Here is a 17355-nt window from a genome sequence, read left to right as displayed (position 1 = left end):
CGACTCGGTAGTCCCTCAGCAGATGCGCCCGGACGACGCCCCGACAGCGCGCGACACCCCGGCTACGGAAGCGCCTACGGCGCCTGCGGTTCCGCCTGTTTCGTCAGGCACGATCGCCGGAAGCCTCCTCTCGAGCCGGTACCGCCTCCGCACCCGCGTCGGCACCGACCCCGCTGCGGGCGCTGAGTTCTGGCGCGCCGAGGACACCATCCTGCGCCGCGACGTGGCCGTCACGGTGCTCCGCAGGCCGGCGCCCGGCGCCGCACCCGCGGACGGCCTCACCGACGCCGCCCGCGCCGAGCAGATGGTCGTGCGAGCCCTGCGGGCAGGTAGCTTCGAGCACCCCGGCTGTGCCCGGCTTCTCGACGTGCTCACCCCCAGCGGCTCCACCGTGCCGGAGGACGTGCTCGGCGCCGCCGTCACCGAGTGGGTGCCCGGTCGTAGTCTCGGCGAGGTCGTGGCCGACGGGCTGATCAAGCCGCTGGCGGCAGCCCGCGCGGTCGCTCCGCTCGCCGCGGCCGCCGAAGCCGCCCACCGGCACGGTCTCGTGCTGGGCTGCGACCACCCGCAGCGCGTGCGCGTCACCCCTGACGGCCGCGCCCAGCTGTGCTTCGCGCTCCCGCGCCCGGACATCACCCCCGCCGACGACGTGCGCGGGCTCGGCGCCGTGCTCTACACGTTCCTCACCTCCCAGTGGCCCCTGTCCAGCGCCGACGCCGCACTGGCCGGGCTCGCCGCCGCGGAGCACGCGTCCGACGGCACGCTCCCGGCGCCGTCCGAGCTGCGGCCCGGCGTGCCCGTGGAGCTCGACAGCCTCACCCGCGGGGCCCTCGGGCCGGACGACGCCGCTGGCCACGTCCACACGGCCGCCGCGATGCAGCGCCTGCTGGGTGAGGTGGTGGCGGAAGAAGATCGCATGGCGCTCTTCCCTCCCGCCCACGACGGGGTGCCGTCCGAGCCGGGTGACGTGTGGCAGGACCACGACCGGTCGGTCACACCGCCCGACCCGCAGCGCCGCCGCAAGATGACGGTCGCGCTCGCCGTGCTCGGCGCCGCTGTGCTGGTGGTACTGGGCTACCTGGGCGTGCAGGTCGGCTCGCTGTTCGCCAGCGGCGGAGGAGCGCCGGTGATCGTCGTCGAAGGCGGCAGCCCCACGCAGCCCTCGCCGGGCGCCGCTCCAGGAGGGTCCAACCTCCTGGCCGCCGTCGCTGGAGTGGAGGTCTACGACCACGTCGGCAACCGCGACAACTCGGGGCGCGTCTCGCGGGTGATCGACGGCGACCCGACGAGCTCATGGAACACCTCGGCCTACCGGCAGCAGTTCCCTGCGTTCAAGCCGGGCGTCGGGATCATGGTGTCCTTCGCCTCCGCGGTGCAGCTTTCGGAGCTGACCATCCAGTCCCAGAGCGCGGGCACGGTGGTGGAGGTCCGCTCGGCGCCCGGCGTCGACGCCGCGCTCGAGGAAACCACCCCGATCGCCGAGGCCACGCTGAAGAACGGCGCTACCGTGGTGTCGATGGCCGGGAGCCAGCCGGTCACCCACGTGTTGCTCTGGATCACCCACCTCAGCGGGAGCGGCTCGGACTACTCGAGCTCGATCGGCGAGGTCGAGTTCCAGCGCGCCGGCGTCTGACCGACTTCGAACTGCTTGATTTCTCCGGAACGCCCACGGCGACAGGGGTCTTCGACCTACGCTCCGCCCTGTGGAGGCCCCGACCGACGCGGATCTGATCGCCGCGCACCGGGCGGGTGACCAGCGGGCGTTCGGCGAGCTCGCCGGCCGCTACCGGTCCCGCATGTGGGGCATCGCCGTCCGCATGCTGAACCACCCGGAGGACGCCGCCGACGTCGTCCAGGAGGCGCTCGTGGCCGCGTACCGGAGGGCGGGCTCGTACCGCGGGGAGGCATCCGTGCGCACCTGGCTGCACCGCATCCTCGTCAATGCCTGCATCGACCGGATACGCCACGAGCAGCGCCGGGTCGTCGTGCCCTTCCCCGAAACCGAGCCGCCCGCCCTGCGGCCGGACATGGCAGGCGAACTCGTCACCAGGCTCGCCGTGGTCGACGCGCTGGCGGCGCTCCCGGTGGCGCAGCGCGCCGCGGTTGTGCTGGTCGACGTGCAGGGCTGGCCGCTCGACGAGGCAGCCGGGATCCTGGACGTGCCGGTGGGCACCGTGAAGAGTCGCTGCTCACGGGGGCGGGCTCGGCTCGCCGTGCTGCTGGGGCACCTGCGGGAGGAGGAGGCATGACCGACGGGCGGCCCTGGCTGAGCCGTGACCTGCTCGCCGACCTCGATGCCGGCTTGCTCGACGACGACCGCGCGGCGCAGGTCCGGGCAGCCGCGGCCACGGACGCGAGAGCCACCGCGGTGCTCGCCGCCCTAGCATCCACCAGGGCCGACCTCGCCGCGCTGGCGGAGCCGGATGTTCCCGCGGGCGTCGCCGCCCGGTGGGACGCGGCGCTCGCGGCCGAGGCCGGTCGCCGCGAGGCCGAAGGCCCCGAGGGTCCGGTGGCCGCAACGGAGACCGGCACGGCTTTCAGGCGCCTGGTCCGGTACCGGCCCGCGCTGGTCGCGGCGGCCGTGCTGGCGGTGGCCCTCGTCGCGGGGCTCCTCCTCGCTCGGCCGGCCGTGCCAGGCCCCGACCGGCTGCCGTTGGAGCGGGTGGACCTTGTGGCCACCGGCCGTGCCGCGCTGGGTGCCACGGACGCGGGCGAGCTCGCCGATCCAGCGCGCCGGGCGGCGTGCCTGGCTGTAGTGGCCCCGCCCGGCGTACGGCCGGACGCCCCGTTCCTCGGGGGCCGCCGAGTAGATCTCGACGGCCGCCAGGGCGTGCTGCTCGCACTGGGGAGCGGGGACCTGGGAAGGTTCCATGTGGTTGTGGTCGACCCGGGGTGCGGACCGGCCGGCGGACAGCTCCTGGGCTGGGAAGTCATCGGTCGGTGACGACGATCACGTCCGAGTCCGCGGCCCCGTCCCGAGCGGAATGTCCCCTGCTGGGATCGTGTTAAGAGCTGTACAGCGATGAGGGAGGACGGTGACCGGTGTCCACCGACGAGGTGCGTGAGCTGATCATCATCGGATCGGGGCCCGCGGGTTACACGGCTGCGGTTTATGCCGCTCGTGCGCAACTGAACCCGTTGGTCTTCGAAGGCACGCAGTTCGGCGGCGCCCTGATGACCACCACCGAGGTCGAGAACTACCCCGGCTTCACCGACGGCATCATGGGCCCCGAGCTCATGGAGCAGATGCGCTCGCAGGCGCAGCGCTTCGGAGCCGAGATGCATGCCCTGGACGTCGAGAAGGTGTCTCTCGATGGCGACATCAAGACGGTCGAGGTCAACGGGGTCACCTACCGCTCCCGCGCCGTCATCCTCGCGATGGGTGCGGCCGCGCGCTACCTGAACGTCCCCGGCGAGCAGAAGCTGCTCGGCCGCGGCGTCAGCGCGTGTGCCACGTGTGACGGGTTCTTCTTCCGCGACCAGGACATCGCCGTCATCGGCGGCGGCGACTCGGCGATGGAGGAGGCGACGTTCCTCACCCGGTTCGCCCGATCGGTCACGATCGTCCACCGCCGTGACGACTTCCGCGCCTCGCGCATCATGTTGAAGCGCGCCCAGGACGACCCCAAGATGCGCTGGCGTACCAACGCCGAGGTCGTCGAGGTGATCGGCGACGGCAGCGTGTCCGCGCTGCGGCTGCGCGACACCCAGACGGGCGAGGAGTCCGTGCTCGACGTCACCGGCATGTTCGTCGCGATCGGGCACGACCCGCGCAGCGAGCTCGTCAGGGACGTGGTGCGCACCGACGAGAAGGGCTACGTGCAGGTCGAGGCTCCCACCACCTATACGGGTGTGCCCGGGGTGTTCGCCGCCGGAGACCTCGTCGACCACACCTACCGCCAGGCCGTTACCGCAGCCGGCTCGGGCTGCGCCGCCGCCATCGACGCCGAGCGTTGGCTCGCCGAGGTCCCGGTGCCCGCCGAGCTGGCAGGGGGCGGGTACGGCACCGCCTCCGACCAGGTCGCCGCCGTCACCAGCTGACTCCGCGTACTCCACACCATCCATTGAACGGAGAACCCATGGCCAACACCGTCGAGGTCACCGACGCATCTTTCGAGAGCGACGTCCTCAAGAGCGACAAGACCGTCGTGGTCGACTTCTGGGCAACCTGGTGCGGGCCGTGCAAGATGGTCGCCCCGGTGCTCGACGAGATCGCGGGTGAGCACCAGGACAAGCTGACTGTCGCCAAGCTGGACATCGACGCCAACCCGTCGACAGCCCGCGACTACCAGGTCATGTCCATCCCCACGATGATCGTCTTCCAGGACGGCAAGCCGGTGAAGCAGATCGTCGGCGCGAAGCCGAAGGCCGCGCTCCTCTCCGACCTCGCCGACTACCTGGCCTGAGCCGCCCGGCACGTCAGCGGATGCCCCGCCCCGGAATCCCGGGAGCGGGGCAATCGCCTATCACGACACGAACATGGCCCGACACGGCCCGCTGTCGAGTTACCGACTATGCAGTTGACACAATGGCCCCCGGGCCAACACCGCTGCGGCGGTATTCGACGACTGCGAGCGAGGGGTGCATGCAGCTGCTGCGCCGAGGTGACAGTGGACCGGCGGTCGCCGAGATCCGGTCCACGCTGCGGCGGTTCGGGCTTCTCCCCGACGCCGACGGAGCGCCCGAGCGGGACCACTTCGACGCGGATGCCGAGCACGCCGTACGAGCGTTCCAGCAGCAGCGCGGCCTGATCACCGACGGCATCGTGGGCCCGGCCACCTATCGCGCGCTGAGGGAGGCCGGCTGGCGGCTCGGCGACCGGATGCTCGCACTCATGATCTCGGCTCCGATGAGCGGCGACGATGTCGTGGCACTGCAGGAGCGGCTGCTCGAGCTCGGCTACGACCCCGGACGTCCCGGCGGTGTGTTCGACGAGCAGACCGAGGCGGCGCTGCGGAAGTTCCAGCGGGAGTACGGCCTCGTACCCGACGGGCTGTGCGGGCCGGCCACCCTGCGCTCGCTTCGCCAGCTCGGCCGCAAGGTCACCGGCGGGCGTCCGCACCTGCTGCGCGAGCAGGAGCTGCTCCGGCAGGCCGGGCCGCGGCTGCGCGGCAAGCGGATCGTCGTCGACCCCGGCCACGGCGGCCCGGACCGCGGAGTCGTCGCCGCGGGCGTCGCCGAAGCGGACCTCGTGTGGGATCTAGCCCGCCGGCTCGTCGGCCGCATGACCGCCACCGGCATGGACGCGATGCTCTCCCGGCAGGAGGATACCTGCCCGTCGGAGGTGGAGCGGGCTGCGTTCGCCAACAACGCCGGCGCCGATCTCGTGCTGTCGGTGCACACCGACGCCAACCACAGCATGCACGCGCATGGCCTGGCCACGTTCCACTTCGGAAACGGGTCCGGCTCCACCTCCACGGTGGGGGAGGCGCTCGCCGGATTCATCCAGCGCGAGCTGCTCATCCGCACCGCGATGCAGGACTGCCGCACCCAGGGCCGCACCTGGGAGCTCCTCCGGCTCACCCGCATGCCCACCGTGCGCGTGGAGATCGGTTACCTCACGAACATGGGCGATCGCAGGCGCCTGCTCGATCCTGCGTTCCGCGACGTCGTCGCCGAGGGCATCCTCGTGGCCGTCAAGCGGCTCTACCTACTGGGCCAGGACGACCAGCCCACCGGCACGTTCACGTTCTCCGACGTGCTCGCCCGCGAGCTGGAGCGCGGCGGCGCGCAGGCCATCTGAAGAACCGGTGGACCCCGCGCTACCCGGACCCTGCCCTGACAGGCCCTCAGCGTGGCACACAGGGCGCCGTGAGCGGCCCGCTGCGGGGCGTTCAGGACCGGGTCGGTACCGCTCGATAGCTCTGGTCGCTGACGCCCGCGGCCTGCATCGGGATCGTGATCGTGCCGAGCAGCTGCTCCAGCGCGGCCTCGACGTCCTCCTTCCACGTCATGGCGGAACGCAGCTCCATGCGCAGACGCGGGAAGTGGGGATGTGGGCGGATCGTCTTGAACCCGACGCCGCGGAGGAACTCGGCCGGGATGAGGCACCCCCGCTCGGCAGCGGGACGCTGCTGGCCGAACACCTCGATGGCCTTGACGCCACGGCGGGTGAGGTCGCGGACGACGGCCTGGGCGAGCAGGCGCCCGAGGCCCTCCCCGGCGAACTCGGGCATGATCTGCATCGTGGTGAGCAGCACCGCGTCGGCGCTCACCGGTCCGGTGGGCATCTCGGCAGCGCGCGGCACGGCCGAAGGCGGCGCGTAGATGACGTAGCCTGCCGGGGCGCCGCCCATGTAGACCACACGCCCGCAAGAGCCCCACTCGAGGAGCACCTCGGAGATCCAGGCCTCCTTCTCCAGCTCCATGGAGCCGAAGTCGGCGGCCTGTTTGCCCATGTGCTCCGACAGCTCCCAGAACACGCAGCGACGGCACCTCTTGGGCAAATCATCCAGATTGTCCAGAGTGAGAGCTGCCACGTGCCAGGACAAGACCAACCTCCGGCGGCAGAACCCTGTTGAATGGCCGCCGCCCGTCGCGCCGACCCTCCCGACGATAGATCGGTCCAACATCGAACGCATCCCGCGTGCTGCGACCGGTGTCTCACCCTCGCCGAAGGGCAGGAGGTTCCTCCATCCCGGTTACACTCGATCGGCTCGCTCAGCTCGACTGACAGCTCGCCGCTCCAGGAGAACCGGGAGGACCACCGTGCCGCATCCGGCCACGCCCCCACCATCGTCCGGCACCTCGGCCCCGCTCGCCGGGGCAGTGGCGGGGGCAGCGGCGGCAGCGGCACGTTCGGTGGTGCCCACCGAGCGCTTCGCGGCCCGCACGGCGGGGATGACCGCCTCGGAGATCCGCGCGCTGTTCGCGGTCGCGAGCCGGCCCGAGGTCGTCTCATTGGCGGGCGGCATGCCGAACCTCGCCGCGCTCCCGCTCGACTCGCTCGCGGTGGAGGTCGCCGACCTCATCAGCCGTGACGGCCAGGTGGCCCTGCAGTACGGCTCGGCCCAGGGCGTGCCCGCGCTGCGCGAGCAGATCTGCGAGGTGATGGCGCTCGAAGGCATCCGGGCCGACCCCGACGACGTCGTGGTCACCGTCGGGTCGCAGATGGCACTCGACCTCGTCACCCGGATCTTCTGCGATCCGGGTGACGTCGTGTTGGCCGAGGGTCCGTCCTACGTGGGGGCGCTCGGCAGCTTCGCCGCGTACCAGGCGCAGGTCGTGCACGTGGCGATGGACGAGCACGGGCTCGTGCCCGAGCTCCTGCGCGAGGCGCTGCAGACGCTGGCGACGCAGGGGATCACCCCGAAGTTCCTGTACACGATCCCGAACTTCCACAACCCGGCCGGCGTCACGCTCGCCGTGGAGCGCCGCGCCGAGGTGCTGGAGATCTGCACGACCTACGGCGTCGGTGTCGTCGAGGACAACCCGTACGGGCTCCTCGGCTTCAGCGGGCGCACGTATCCGGCGCTGCGCTCCCTCGACCGCGACGTCGTGTATCTCGGGTCCTTCTCGAAGACGTTCGCCTCCGGTCTGCGGGTGGGCTGGGCACTGGTGCCGCCAGCAGTGCGCGACCGGCTGGTGCTTGCGGCCGAGTCGGCCACCCTCTGCCCGCCGAGCTTCACCCAGATGCTCGTGTCGAGGTACCTCGCAGGACACGAGTGGCGTACCCAGATCAAGACGTTCGCCGAGGCGTACCGCGACCGGCGCGACGCACTCCTGCAGGCCCTCGAGACCTACCTCCCCGACGGTTGCACGTGGAACGTCCCAGACGGTGGCTTCTACGTCTGGCTCACGGTCCCCGAGGGTGTCGACACGAAGGCGATGCTGCCGCGCGCGGTCACGGCCCGCGTCGCCTATGCGTCCGGCACCGGCTTCTACGCCGACGGCTTCGGCAGCCGCCAGCTGCGCCTCTCGTACTGCTATCCGACTCCAGAGCGGATCACCGAGGGCGTGCGAAGGCTCGCAGGTGTCCTGGAGGCGGAGCTGGACGTGATGCGCACGTTCGGCAGCTCCGCCCGCCAGGTCGGCCCGGCACCGCGCAACGGCCCGCAGACTCCGAGCCCGCACACCCCCTGAACCGGCCGTGCCGCAGAATGCGGCGGTGATCGAACGAACTGTGGCCGTGCTGGCCGGCGGGCTGTCCCACGAGCGCGAGGTTTCGCTGCGGTCGGGCCGCCGGTTGGCCGCCGCCCTGCGCGACGCCGGAGCCGACGTCCGGGAGTGGGACGTGGACGGCTCACTCGTCGACCGGCTGCGCAGCGATCCTCCCGACGCCGTCGCGATCGCGCTGCACGGCGGCGAGGGAGAGAACGGATCCGTGCAGGCGGTACTGGAGCTGCTCGACGTCCCGTTCGTGGGCACGCCGGCACCCGCATGCCGGCGCGCCTGGGACAAGCCGACCGCCAAGGCCGAGCTCGCCCGCGCCGGGCTCGACACCCCGGACTGGGTCGCGCTCCCGCACACGACGTTCCGCGCACTCGGGGCGCAGACCGTGCTGGACGCGATGGTGGACCGTCTCGGGCTCCCGCTGATGGTGAAGCCGGACCAGGGTGGCTCCGCACTCGGCGCCCACGTCGTCAACGAGCGGGCGGAGTTGCCCGCGGCGATGGTGAGCTGCCTCGCCTACGGCGACACAGTGCTCGCCGAGCGCTTCGTGCGCGGCACCGAGGTGGCGATCTCGGTGGTCGACGACGGTGACACGGCGCGCGCGCTCCCGCCGGTCGAGGTGGACGCGGCTGGGGGCGTCTACGACTACACCGCCCGCTACACCCCGGGTGCCGCCACCTTCCACTGCCCGGCCCGACTCGACTCCACCACCCTCCGACTACTGGAGGACACGGCGCTCGCCGCACACCAACTGCTCGGCCTCCGCGACGTCTCCCGCACCGACGCCGTGGTGGACGCCGACGGACGCGTTCAGATCCTCGAGGTGAACGTCTCGCCGGGGCTGACCGAGACGTCGCTCCTTCCGCTCGCCGTCCGCGCTGCGGGGATGGAGCTGGGGGAGCTGTACTCGGCCCTCGTCGAGCGCGCGGTCGGGCGACGCTGACGTTTCACGTGAAACAGCGGCAGGTAGCCGATGTTTCACGTGAAACAGCCCCCAGGATTCCGCGCGTCGATGTTTCACGTGAAACGGTCAGCCGGACGGCGCCGCAGCTCCAGCGACCCGCCTGCGCGGCGCGCACCGATTGAACTCAGCAGCGCACAGGCGTGAAGGTGTCCTCGCGGAACTCCTGCGGGTCGTTGATCCAACCCCGCTGCCCAGCGCGTCCTGTCGGGCCGCCGAGCTACGGTCGAGTTCGACGCCGGAACATCAGCCTTCGGACTGGCGATTCATGAGCTTCGCGATGCGCTCCAGGTCCTCTACGGAGCCGAATTCGACCACGATCCGGCCCTTCCTCTGACCTAGCTCAACTTTGACGCGCGTGTCATAAGTATCGGACAGTCGGTCCGCCAGATCCTGCAGTCCGGGGGCCTGAAGCGGCCTGCGTCGCGCCGCCTGCTTCGCGCTCGGCGGGCCCTCGCCGCGCATCAGCACGACGGCCTCCTCCGTGGCGCGCACCGAGAGGCCCTCCGCCACGATCCGGGCGGCGAGATCCTCCTGCCGCCCGGGGTCCTCCACACCGAGGAGGGCACGGGCGTGGCCGGCCGACAGCACGCCCGCGGCGACGCGCCGCTGCACCGAGACCGGCAGCTTCAGCAGGCGGATCGTGTTGGTGACCACGGGCCGACTGCGGCCGATGCGGTCGGCCAGCTCGGTCTGCGTGACGCCGAACTCGGCGAGGAGCTGCTCGTAGGCCGCCGCTTCGTCCAGCGGGTTGAGCTGGACCCGGTGAATGTTCTCGAGCAGCGCGTCGCGCAGCATCGCGTCGTCGCCGGTGTTCCGGACGATCGCGGGGAGGCGGCTGAGCCCGGCCCGCTGTGCAGCACGCCACCTCCGCTCGCCCATCACAAGCTGGTAAGAGCCGGGGGAGACCTCGCGCACGACGATCGGCTGCAGCAGCCCGAACTCGCGGATCGAGTGCTCGAGCTCCGCGAGCGCCTCCTCGTCGAAGGCGGTACGCGGCTGGTGCGGGTTGGGACTGACCGATGCAGGGTCGAGCTCCCGGAACAGCGCTCCACCCACCGCGGCCTCGACCGCATGGCCTGACGACGAGCCGACAGCGGTGGGGAGCGCCGTCACCGAGCCGACCGAGGTGGAGCCGGCCGAAGGCGGCGCCCCGGAAGGTGCTCCCGGCGGAACCGCGGGGGCCGTCGGGATCAGCGCGGCAAGTCCGCGTCCGAGCCCGCCCTTGCGCGCGGGTGGTGCCGGCCGCTCCGCTGATGCCTCGCGCTCCGCCATTGCTCCTTACCGTCCGTCTCTGCGGGGCGGCACGTCCATAGCCGCGCCGCGCTCCGCGATCTCGCGGGCCGCGTCGACGTAGCTCATCGCCCCTCGGGAACCCGGGTCGTAGGCGAGCACCGTCTGGCTGTACCCGGGCGCCTCAGAGACTTTGACGCTTCGGGGGATGACCGTTCGAAGGGCGGTCGAACCGAAGTGACCGCGCACCTCGCTCGTCACCTGGTCGGCGAGCTTGGTGCGCCCGTCGTACATCGTCAGCAGGATCGTCGAGACGTGCAGCGATGTGTTGAGGTGCGCCCGCACGAGGTCGATGTTGCTCAGCAGCTGGCCGAGCCCTTCCAGCGCGTAGTACTCGCACTGGATCGGGATGAGTACTTCATTGGCCGCGACGAGGGCGTTCACCGTGAGCAGGCCGAGCGACGGCGGGCAGTCGACGAAGACGTAGTCGACGTCCAGCTCGTTGAGCGCCTCATCCGACAGCGCCTGCCGCATCCGGTTCTCCCGGGCGACCATGCTGACGAGTTCGATCTCGGCGCCGGCCAGGTCGATCGTGGCCGGGACGCACAGCAGGTTCGGCGACGCCGTGGTTACCGCAGCCGCCTCGGCCAGCCGGATCTCCCCGAGTAGCACCTCGTAGACCGACGGGGTGCCGAGCCGGTGCTCGACGCCGAGCGCTGTGCTCGCGTTGCCCTGCGGGTCGAGGTCGATCACGAGCACCCGCACCCCGTGCATCGCGAGCGCGGCGGCCAGGTTGACGGTGCTGGTGGTCTTGCCGACGCCGCCCTTCTGGTTCGCGACCGTGAGGATCCGGCGGTGGGTCGGGCGCGGCATCCGGTGGCGCTCAGGGTGCAGCACACGTGCCGCCCGTTCCGCTTCCTCGGCGATGGGTGTCCAGCCCGGTGTTTCACGTGAAACACGGCGGGCCGCCTCGTTCGGGGACAACTCGTACTGGGACACCTTGAACGTCACGCCTGCCCTCTCCTGCGCCCCGAACGGTCGAGGCGACCGGTCCCGCGCTCGCGCTCGACGACGACCACCGTGCTCGGGGGATCGATGATTCCGGCTCCGCATTGCTCGACTCGCGGTGCGCCCCCGCCGAGCCGCCGCACGGCGGCCCCATCCCGCTCGATCTCCTCCGCCGCGCTCGCGCCCTTGACGGCGAGCATGAGCCCACCTGGTCGCAGCAGCGGGAGGCACCAGCGGGCAAGTCGAGCCAGCGGTGCGACGGCACGAGCGGTCACCACGTCGGCCCCCTCCCATCGCCGCCGCACCACATTCTCCTCGGCCCGGCCTCGCTCCACCTCGATCGCCACACCGAGATCGGCGACCACCTCACGAAGCCAGTCGACTCGACGAGCGAGAGGCTCCACGAGCACGATGCCGAGATCCGGCCGGGCCAGTGCCAACGGTATCCCGGGAAGGCCGGCTCCCGAACCCACATCCACCAAGCGCGCGCCGACCGGCACGAGTTCGGCGACGACAGCGCAGTTCAGGACGTGCCGCTCCCACACTCGGGGCGCCTCCCGCGGGCCGATCAGCCCGCGCTCGACCCCTGACGTGACAAGGTGCTCGGCGAACCTGCGAGCCAGGGGGAGTCGGTCGCCGAACACCTCACCCGCGGTAGGACCAGGCTCGGGCACCGCGGTGGCACCGCGGCCGAGGAACTCGTCGGCGGAGTCAGGCACCGCGGAAGACGACGACCTGCCGCCGCGGCTCCTCGCCCTCGCTCTCGCTCGAGACACCCTTGACCTTGGCGACGGCGTCGTGCACGACCTTGCGCTCGAACGGGGTCATCGGCCGCAGCCGCACGGACTCCCCGGACTCGAGCACTTCCTTCGCCGTGCGGGAGCCCAGCTTGGTCAGCTCGTCCCGGCGGGCGGCGCGCCATCCGGCGACGTCGAGCATGAGCCGGCTCCGGTTACCGGACGCCTGCTGCACCGCCAGCCGGGTGAGCTCCTGGAGCGCCTCGAGCACAGCACCCCGCTCGCCGACGAGCTTGTCCAGGTCCTCACCGCCGTCGATGCTCACGATCGCACGGCCCGCTTCGACGTCGAGGTCGATGTCACCGTCGTAGTCGAGCACGTCCAGCAGCCGCTCGAGGTAGTCACCGGCGATGTCGCCCTCACGAACCAGCTGGTCCTCGGCGGAGGTGGGCCCGTCCTGCGCAGTCTTCGGCACGATGCGTCTCCTCTCTCACAGGTGCGGCGCGGCCCATATCCCGGGACGCGCCGCTGCGGTCGCCGTCAGGGGCGACCGCGGTGGCTCGTGGGGATCAGCGGCGCTTGCGGGGGCGCCGCGCGGGCGGGCGGGTGCTCCCGCCGCCGCTGCTGCGCGCGCTCCGCGGGGCGTCGCCCGTGGCGCCGTTGGTCTTCGGCTCCGGCTCGGACGCGCCGGCGGCTGCTCCGTTGGCGGCCCCGTTGGGCGAGGCCTCGCCGTTCGTGGCGGCCTTCGATGACGAGGCTGCCGCGTTGCCGGCGCCGGGCTTGCGGGTGACCGGCTTCGCTCCCGGCCGCTTCGCCTTCGGCTCCTCGGCAGTGGGCTCCGGGCGGACCGGCTTCTGCCCGGGCCGCGGGGCGAGCGACTGCCGGGTGGCCGTGGTCTGCTCCTTCTTGGCGGCCTCTTCGGCGTCGATCCGCCGGTAGACCACGTACTGCTGGCCCAGGGTCCACAGGTTGTTCGACACCCAGTAGAGGAGGACCGCGAGGGGCAGGAACGGGGCACCGACCACGACGCCGATCGGGAACACGTACAGCATCAACTTGTTCATGATCGCGGTCTGCGGGTTCTCGGCCTGCGCCGCCGTCTGGCGGGCGACCGAGTGCCGGGCCGTGATGTGCGTGAAGATCCCGGCCGCGATCATCAGGGGGATCATCACGATCAGCATCGACGCGATCGAGGTACCTGCGGCGTTGAGAACGGCCTCGCCCTGGGTGACCCAGCTGCCCAGCTTCGCCCCGAACAGGTGGGAGTTGTTGAAGGACTGGACGTCCGTCTGCCCGAAGAAGTAGTTCTCGGTGCGGGGGGCCCCGTTGGTCAGGATCGGGTTGAACTCACGCAGCACGTGGAACAGGCCGATGAACACCGGCACCTGGACGAGGACGGGTAGGCAGCCGCCGAGGGGGTTGACGCCGTGCTCCTTCTGGAGCCGTTGCATCTCCTCGGCCTGCTTCTGCCGGTCGTTCCCGTACTTCTTGCGGAGCTTGGCGATCTCCGGCTGGAACTCCTGCATCTTCCGCATGGAGCGGACCTGGCTCACGAACGGCTTGTAGAGCAGCGCCCGCAGCGTGAAGACCAGGAACATCACCGACAGCGCCCACGCGAGGCCGTTGTCCGGGCCGAGGAGGAACCCGAACACTTCGTGCCAGACCCAGAGGATGAACGAGACCGGGTAGTAGATGAAGTTCAGCACGGGGCTTGCTCCTCGTGGTGGGTCCGAGCCGAGCAGGGGCGGCGCGGTGGCACCGGGTCGATGCCGCCAGGGTGCCACGGTGCACAGCGCAGCAACCGCCGCACGGTGAGCCAAGAACCCCGCAGCGGCCCGTGCACTTGCAGCGCCTCGATCGCGTAGGCGCTGCAGGTGGGGTAGAAGCGGCAGGTCGGTGGAAGCGCGGGGGAGATCCACCGCTGGTAGAAGCGGAGCGCTCCGATCAAGGCGCGCGCGACGGGCGCCCGCTTGCCGTCGTCGCTCACCGCACGTCTCCGTTCAGCTTGCGCAGCGCGCTCCGCAGCCCGCTGTCGAGGTCCTCTGCCAGCTCGGCCGACGTGGCGTCGGAAGCAGGCGGGAGCGCTCGCACCACCAGACGCACGTCGCCCGGTAGCACGTCGAGCCGAGTAGCGACCAGGTGGCGGAGCTTCCGCGAGACCCGGTGCCGGACGACCGACCCGCCCACCGCCTTGCTGACGACGAAGCCGGCCCTGGGGCCGGACTCCTCGGGAGCGCGGTGGAGGTGCACGACAAGCCGGGACCGGCCGCCGCGCCGCCCCCGCCGTATGACGGAGGCGAACTCGTCCCGGTGGGTCAGCCGGGACCGGGCCGGCAGCACCGGGGCTACCGGATCAGGCGGAGAGCCGCTGGCGGCCCTTGCCACGGCGGGCGGCGACGATGGCGCGGCCTGCGCGCGTGCGCATCCGCAGCCGGAAGCCGTGCGTGCGGGCACGGCGGCGGTTGTTCGGCTGGAAGGTGCGCTTGCCCTTGCTCACGGTCGGCTCTCCTGTCGACGGCCGGCTGATGGAAGCCGTCGATGATCATCATGCGCTGGTCGGGACGGTGGTGCTTCGGCACCCGCGCAGGCTGCGCACCGCCCACGGACGGACCAGGGGCCAGCGCACGGCCCGTTTCGCGCGGGCACGGTTGCTTTAGAGGGTACGCAGCCCGCCGACGGAGGGTCAAACCACCCCGATCGCTATCATCCCGTTGCCCGATTGCGCGACACAGTCGCCTTGTGGCAGGTCGCGGTCATTGTTAGCGTGCCCCCTCCACAGCTCGATCCGGGGGGATCGCTCCATCAGGTACGTCACACACGGGCCCGAGCGCACCAGCGCTGCGGGGCCGCGTACCGTTCTGCGCACAGGTGTGGACAAGTCTGGGGATGATCGACCCCTCCGGGTGCGGTGATCGTCCGGGGCGACGACAGGAGGGGAGATGACGACCGGTGGCCGACCAACCAGGAGCCCTGGGTCAGGTCTGGAACCGTGTCATCGCCGACCTGTCCGGCGCGTCCGCCGGCTCCGGCACGCAGACGTTGTCGCCACAGCAGCGCGCGTTCCTCCGTCTGACCCGCCCGCTCGGGCTGATCGACGGCACCGCGCTGCTGGCCGCCCCGAGCGAGTTCGCGAAGGACGCGATCGAGCGGATCCTGCGCCGTCCGATCAGTGACGCGCTGGGCCGCCACCTCGGCGTCACCGTCAACCTCGCGGTTGTCGTCGACGCCTCCGCCGCGTCCGGCGGCACCGAGGTGCCCGACCCGCCTGGCGCCGCGCCTGCGCGTGCTCCGATGCACGCGGCCGTCGGCACGGACGCCGACCCGGCCCGCGGCCAGCGTCCGGGCCCGGGCGAGCCGGGTGCCGAAGACTTGGCCGGCTCCGAGGGCGCGGCGCTGCCGAACACCGGAGCACTCGCGGCCGTGCCCGAGTCGCAGAACGGGCGCAACGGCGGTCACGGCGGCGAGGGCCGTCCGGCCGAGGTGTGGCCGACGTACTCCGGGCCGCCCGCGGCCGAGCAGGTCGCACCGCGCTCCCAGACCCGACTGAACGAGAAGTACACGTTCGACACGTTCGTCATCGGCGCCTCAAACCGCTTCAGCCACGCCGCGGCAGTCGCGGTCGCCGAGGCGCCGGCGCGCGCGTACAACCCACTGTTCATCTGGGGCGACTCCGGACTGGGCAAGACCCACCTGCTGCACGCGGTCGGGCACTACACGCAGCGGCTGTTCCCCGGCATGCGCGTGCGGTACGTGTCCACCGAGGAGTTCACCAACGACTTCATCAACTCGCTGCGCGACGACCGCAAGGTGGCGTTCCAGCGCCGCTACCGCGACGTCGATGTGCTGCTGGTGGACGACATCCAGTTCCTCGAGGGCAAGGAAGGGACTCAGGAGGAGTTCTTCCACACCTTCAACACCCTCCACAACGCCAACAAGCAGATCGTCGTCTCCTCCGACCGGCCGCCGAAGCGCCTCGAGACTCTCGAGGACCGCATGCGCACCCGGTTCGAGTGGGGCCTCATCACCGACATCCAGCCGCCCGAACTGGAGACGCGCATCGCGATCCTGCGCAAGAAGGCGGCACAGGACCGGCTCGCGGTGCCCGGCGACGTCCTCGAGTTCATCGCCGAGCGCATCGAGCGCAACATCCGCGAGCTCGAAGGGGCGCTGATCCGCGTCACCGCGTTCGCGTCGCTGAACCGGCAGCCGGTCGACACGCAGCTGGCCGAGATCGTGCTGCGCGACCTCATTCCCGACTCGTCCGCGTCGGAGATCACCGCGCCGACGATCATGGCGGTCATCGCCGAGTTCTTCGGCGTCACCATGGAGGAGCTGTGCGGGCCGGGAAAGACGAAGGCGCTCGCCCAGTCCCGTCAGATCGCCATGTATCTGTGTCGTGAGCTGACCGACCTCTCGCTGCCCCGCATCGGCCAGACGTTCGGCGGCCGCGACCACACCACCGTCATGCACGCCGACAAGAAGATCCGCAACGAGATAGCGCAGCGCCGCAAGACCTTCGAACAGGTTCAGGAGCTGACCGCGCGGATCAAGCAGCGCGCTCGTCAGTGACCGCCGCAGGCGCCCGCATGCCCGTGGCGCCTGCCGGCCATCGCTCGTAGCCCTCCACGCGCGGGCTTACGCCTGAGTTCTTGGTCCTCTCTGCAGCCGTCGGACGATCGGCAGCCCCGGCGCCTGCTCGACCTGCTTGGCGTCGGACGAACCCGCGCACACCTCCGTCCGGCCGCTACCGCTGCGCTGTCCGCCAACGAATCGTTCGCCCGCGGCATCGCGCTCCTTGTACACACCTGTCCCGCGCCGGAACGCTGCAGGTCACGCAGCAGGTCACGCTGCGTCCGCGGGTGTGTGCCAGGAGAGACGTCTGTGAGTTTCACGGCGCGTTCGTAGGACCGTTCGGCGCTACGGATCGGTCGCGCAGCGTCCGCACCCGACCACTCTTCACCCACATCTGGGGACAACTCTGTGGATGGACGAGCGGGGGCCGGTGGACGGATGCCGGGCAGATGGTGGACAACCGGTGTCCAGCACGGGGACAGGTCGCCCCTCGCGGCCGCCATCCACCGCCCGCGGCATCAGCCCACCGACGGACCCACTGCGGGATCCACACCCAGCCGCGCCGTATGACCTGCGTCGATGCGCTCCATCCACACTGCACACAGGCCCTATTACTGCTGTTGGGGTTCTCTCTTCGATGAACTACAAGAACAGAAAGGGGGGTGGATGGAGCCTCCGAGCTCGCCCGCATCGGGTCACCCCTGGCCGGGATGACACCCGCGGTCCGGAGGC

The 17355-nt window shown here is 71.1% G+C and carries 18 protein-coding genes; 9 read left to right on the top strand and 9 right to left on the bottom strand.

The features are described 5' to 3' along the window. The first annotated feature begins 22 nt into the window (after positions 1-22). From ABD143_RS05880 to ABD143_RS05855, 6 genes are all read left to right on the top strand, one after another. The gene (locus tag ABD143_RS05880) at positions 23-1633 is read left to right on the top strand and encodes a protein kinase family protein (RefSeq protein WP_343972291.1); all 1611 of its coding nucleotides are present in this window, start codon (positions 23-25) and stop codon (positions 1631-1633) included. A 70-nt stretch (positions 1634-1703) separates the two neighbouring features. Further along, positions 1704-2249 (top strand): RNA polymerase sigma factor SigM, encoded by a 546-nt coding sequence (gene sigM / locus ABD143_RS05875; RefSeq protein ID WP_343972288.1) that lies wholly within the window; start codon positions 1704-1706, stop codon positions 2247-2249. After that, positions 2246-2944: a hypothetical protein gene (locus ABD143_RS05870; protein WP_343972284.1), complete on the top strand. Its 699-nt coding sequence runs from the start codon at positions 2246-2248 to the stop codon at positions 2942-2944. The genes sigM and ABD143_RS05870 overlap by 4 nt, the downstream gene beginning before the upstream one ends. A 98-nt stretch (positions 2945-3042) precedes the next feature. Beyond that, positions 3043-4041: a thioredoxin-disulfide reductase gene (gene trxB, locus ABD143_RS05865; protein WP_343972281.1), complete on the top strand. Its 999-nt coding sequence runs from the start codon at positions 3043-3045 to the stop codon at positions 4039-4041. A 38-nt stretch (positions 4042-4079) separates the two neighbouring features. After that, positions 4080-4406, top strand: coding sequence for a thioredoxin (trxA, locus tag ABD143_RS05860; RefSeq protein WP_343972279.1), 327 nt, complete (start codon positions 4080-4082; stop codon positions 4404-4406). Between the two features lie 179 nt (positions 4407-4585). After that, on the top strand, positions 4586-5743 hold the full coding sequence (locus tag ABD143_RS05855; protein ID WP_343972276.1) for an N-acetylmuramoyl-L-alanine amidase: 1158 nt from the start codon (positions 4586-4588) through the stop codon (positions 5741-5743). Positions 5744-5834: 91 nt separating this feature from the next. Here ABD143_RS05855 and ABD143_RS05850 read toward each other — a convergent pair whose 3' ends face one another. Beyond that, complete coding sequence (locus ABD143_RS05850) at positions 5835-6491, bottom strand: GNAT family N-acetyltransferase (protein WP_343972273.1); 657 nt, start codon at positions 6489-6491, stop codon at positions 5835-5837. Between the two features lie 277 nt (positions 6492-6768). Between ABD143_RS05850 and ABD143_RS05845 the strand changes: the two genes are divergently transcribed. Both ABD143_RS05845 and ABD143_RS05840 read left to right on the top strand, forming a co-directional pair. Further along, positions 6769-8082, top strand: a complete 1314-nt coding sequence (locus ABD143_RS05845) for an aminotransferase-like domain-containing protein (protein WP_379659617.1) — start codon at positions 6769-6771, stop codon at positions 8080-8082. A gap of 25 nt (positions 8083-8107) precedes the next feature. Further along, positions 8108-9055, top strand: coding sequence for a D-alanine--D-alanine ligase family protein (locus tag ABD143_RS05840; protein WP_343972270.1), 948 nt, complete (start codon positions 8108-8110; stop codon positions 9053-9055). 264 nt (positions 9056-9319) lie between these two features. Here the strand turns inward: ABD143_RS05840 and ABD143_RS05835 are convergent, their stop codons facing one another. From ABD143_RS05835 to rpmH, 8 genes are all read right to left on the bottom strand, one after another. Then, positions 9320-10348, bottom strand: coding sequence for a ParB/RepB/Spo0J family partition protein (locus ABD143_RS05835; protein ID WP_343972268.1), 1029 nt, complete (start codon positions 10346-10348; stop codon positions 9320-9322). A gap of 6 nt (positions 10349-10354) precedes the next feature. Beyond that, on the bottom strand, positions 10355-11290 hold the full coding sequence (locus ABD143_RS05830; RefSeq protein WP_343973372.1) for a ParA family protein: 936 nt from the start codon (positions 11288-11290) through the stop codon (positions 10355-10357). Between the two features lie 23 nt (positions 11291-11313). Next, complete coding sequence (rsmG, locus tag ABD143_RS05825; RefSeq protein WP_379659616.1) at positions 11314-11988, bottom strand: 16S rRNA (guanine(527)-N(7))-methyltransferase RsmG; 675 nt, start codon at positions 11986-11988, stop codon at positions 11314-11316. A 37-nt stretch (positions 11989-12025) separates the two neighbouring features. After that, complete coding sequence (locus tag ABD143_RS05820) at positions 12026-12526, bottom strand: Jag family protein (RefSeq protein WP_343972265.1); 501 nt, start codon at positions 12524-12526, stop codon at positions 12026-12028. A gap of 94 nt (positions 12527-12620) precedes the next feature. Next, positions 12621-13757 (bottom strand): membrane protein insertase YidC, encoded by a 1137-nt coding sequence (gene yidC / locus ABD143_RS05815; protein WP_343972262.1) that lies wholly within the window; start codon positions 13755-13757, stop codon positions 12621-12623. Next, positions 13751-14038: a membrane protein insertion efficiency factor YidD gene (gene yidD / locus ABD143_RS05810; RefSeq protein ID WP_343972259.1), complete on the bottom strand. Its 288-nt coding sequence runs from the start codon at positions 14036-14038 to the stop codon at positions 13751-13753. The genes yidC and yidD overlap by 7 nt, the downstream gene beginning before the upstream one ends. Continuing rightward, on the bottom strand, positions 14035-14391 hold the full coding sequence (gene rnpA / locus ABD143_RS05805) for a ribonuclease P protein component (RefSeq protein ID WP_343972255.1): 357 nt from the start codon (positions 14389-14391) through the stop codon (positions 14035-14037). The genes yidD and rnpA overlap by 4 nt, the downstream gene beginning before the upstream one ends. Before the next feature lie 13 nt (positions 14392-14404). Then, entirely contained in the window at positions 14405-14548 is a 144-nt protein-coding gene (gene rpmH, locus ABD143_RS05800) for a 50S ribosomal protein L34 (protein WP_075952533.1), read from the bottom strand. A 452-nt stretch (positions 14549-15000) separates the two neighbouring features. On the opposite strand from rpmH, the gene dnaA reads away from it, so the two are divergent. Next, on the top strand, positions 15001-16620 hold the full coding sequence (gene dnaA, locus ABD143_RS05795) for a chromosomal replication initiator protein DnaA (RefSeq protein ID WP_379659607.1): 1620 nt from the start codon (positions 15001-15003) through the stop codon (positions 16618-16620). Positions 16621-17355 lie beyond the last annotated feature (735 nt).

Source organism: Pseudonocardia aurantiaca, assembly GCF_039526725.1.
GTDB lineage: Bacteria > Actinomycetota > Actinomycetes > Mycobacteriales > Pseudonocardiaceae > Pseudonocardia > Pseudonocardia aurantiaca.
This window is presented reverse-complemented; position numbering and strand designations above follow the sequence as displayed.

Coding starts and splice junctions, on each gene's coding strand:
- ABD143_RS05880 (WP_343972291.1), top strand. CDS start 23: ATGCGCCCGGACGACGCCCCGACAGCGCGCGACACCCCGGCTACGGAA.
- ABD143_RS05855 (WP_343972276.1), top strand. CDS start 4,586: ATGCAGCTGCTGCGCCGAGGTGACAGTGGACCGGCGGTCGCCGAGATC.
- ABD143_RS05870 (WP_343972284.1), top strand. CDS start 2,246: ATGACCGACGGGCGGCCCTGGCTGAGCCGTGACCTGCTCGCCGACCTC.
- trxA (WP_343972279.1), top strand. CDS start 4,080: ATGGCCAACACCGTCGAGGTCACCGACGCATCTTTCGAGAGCGACGTC.
- ABD143_RS05835 (WP_343972268.1), bottom strand. CDS start 10,348: ATGGCGGAGCGCGAGGCATCAGCGGAGCGGCCGGCACCACCCGCGCGC.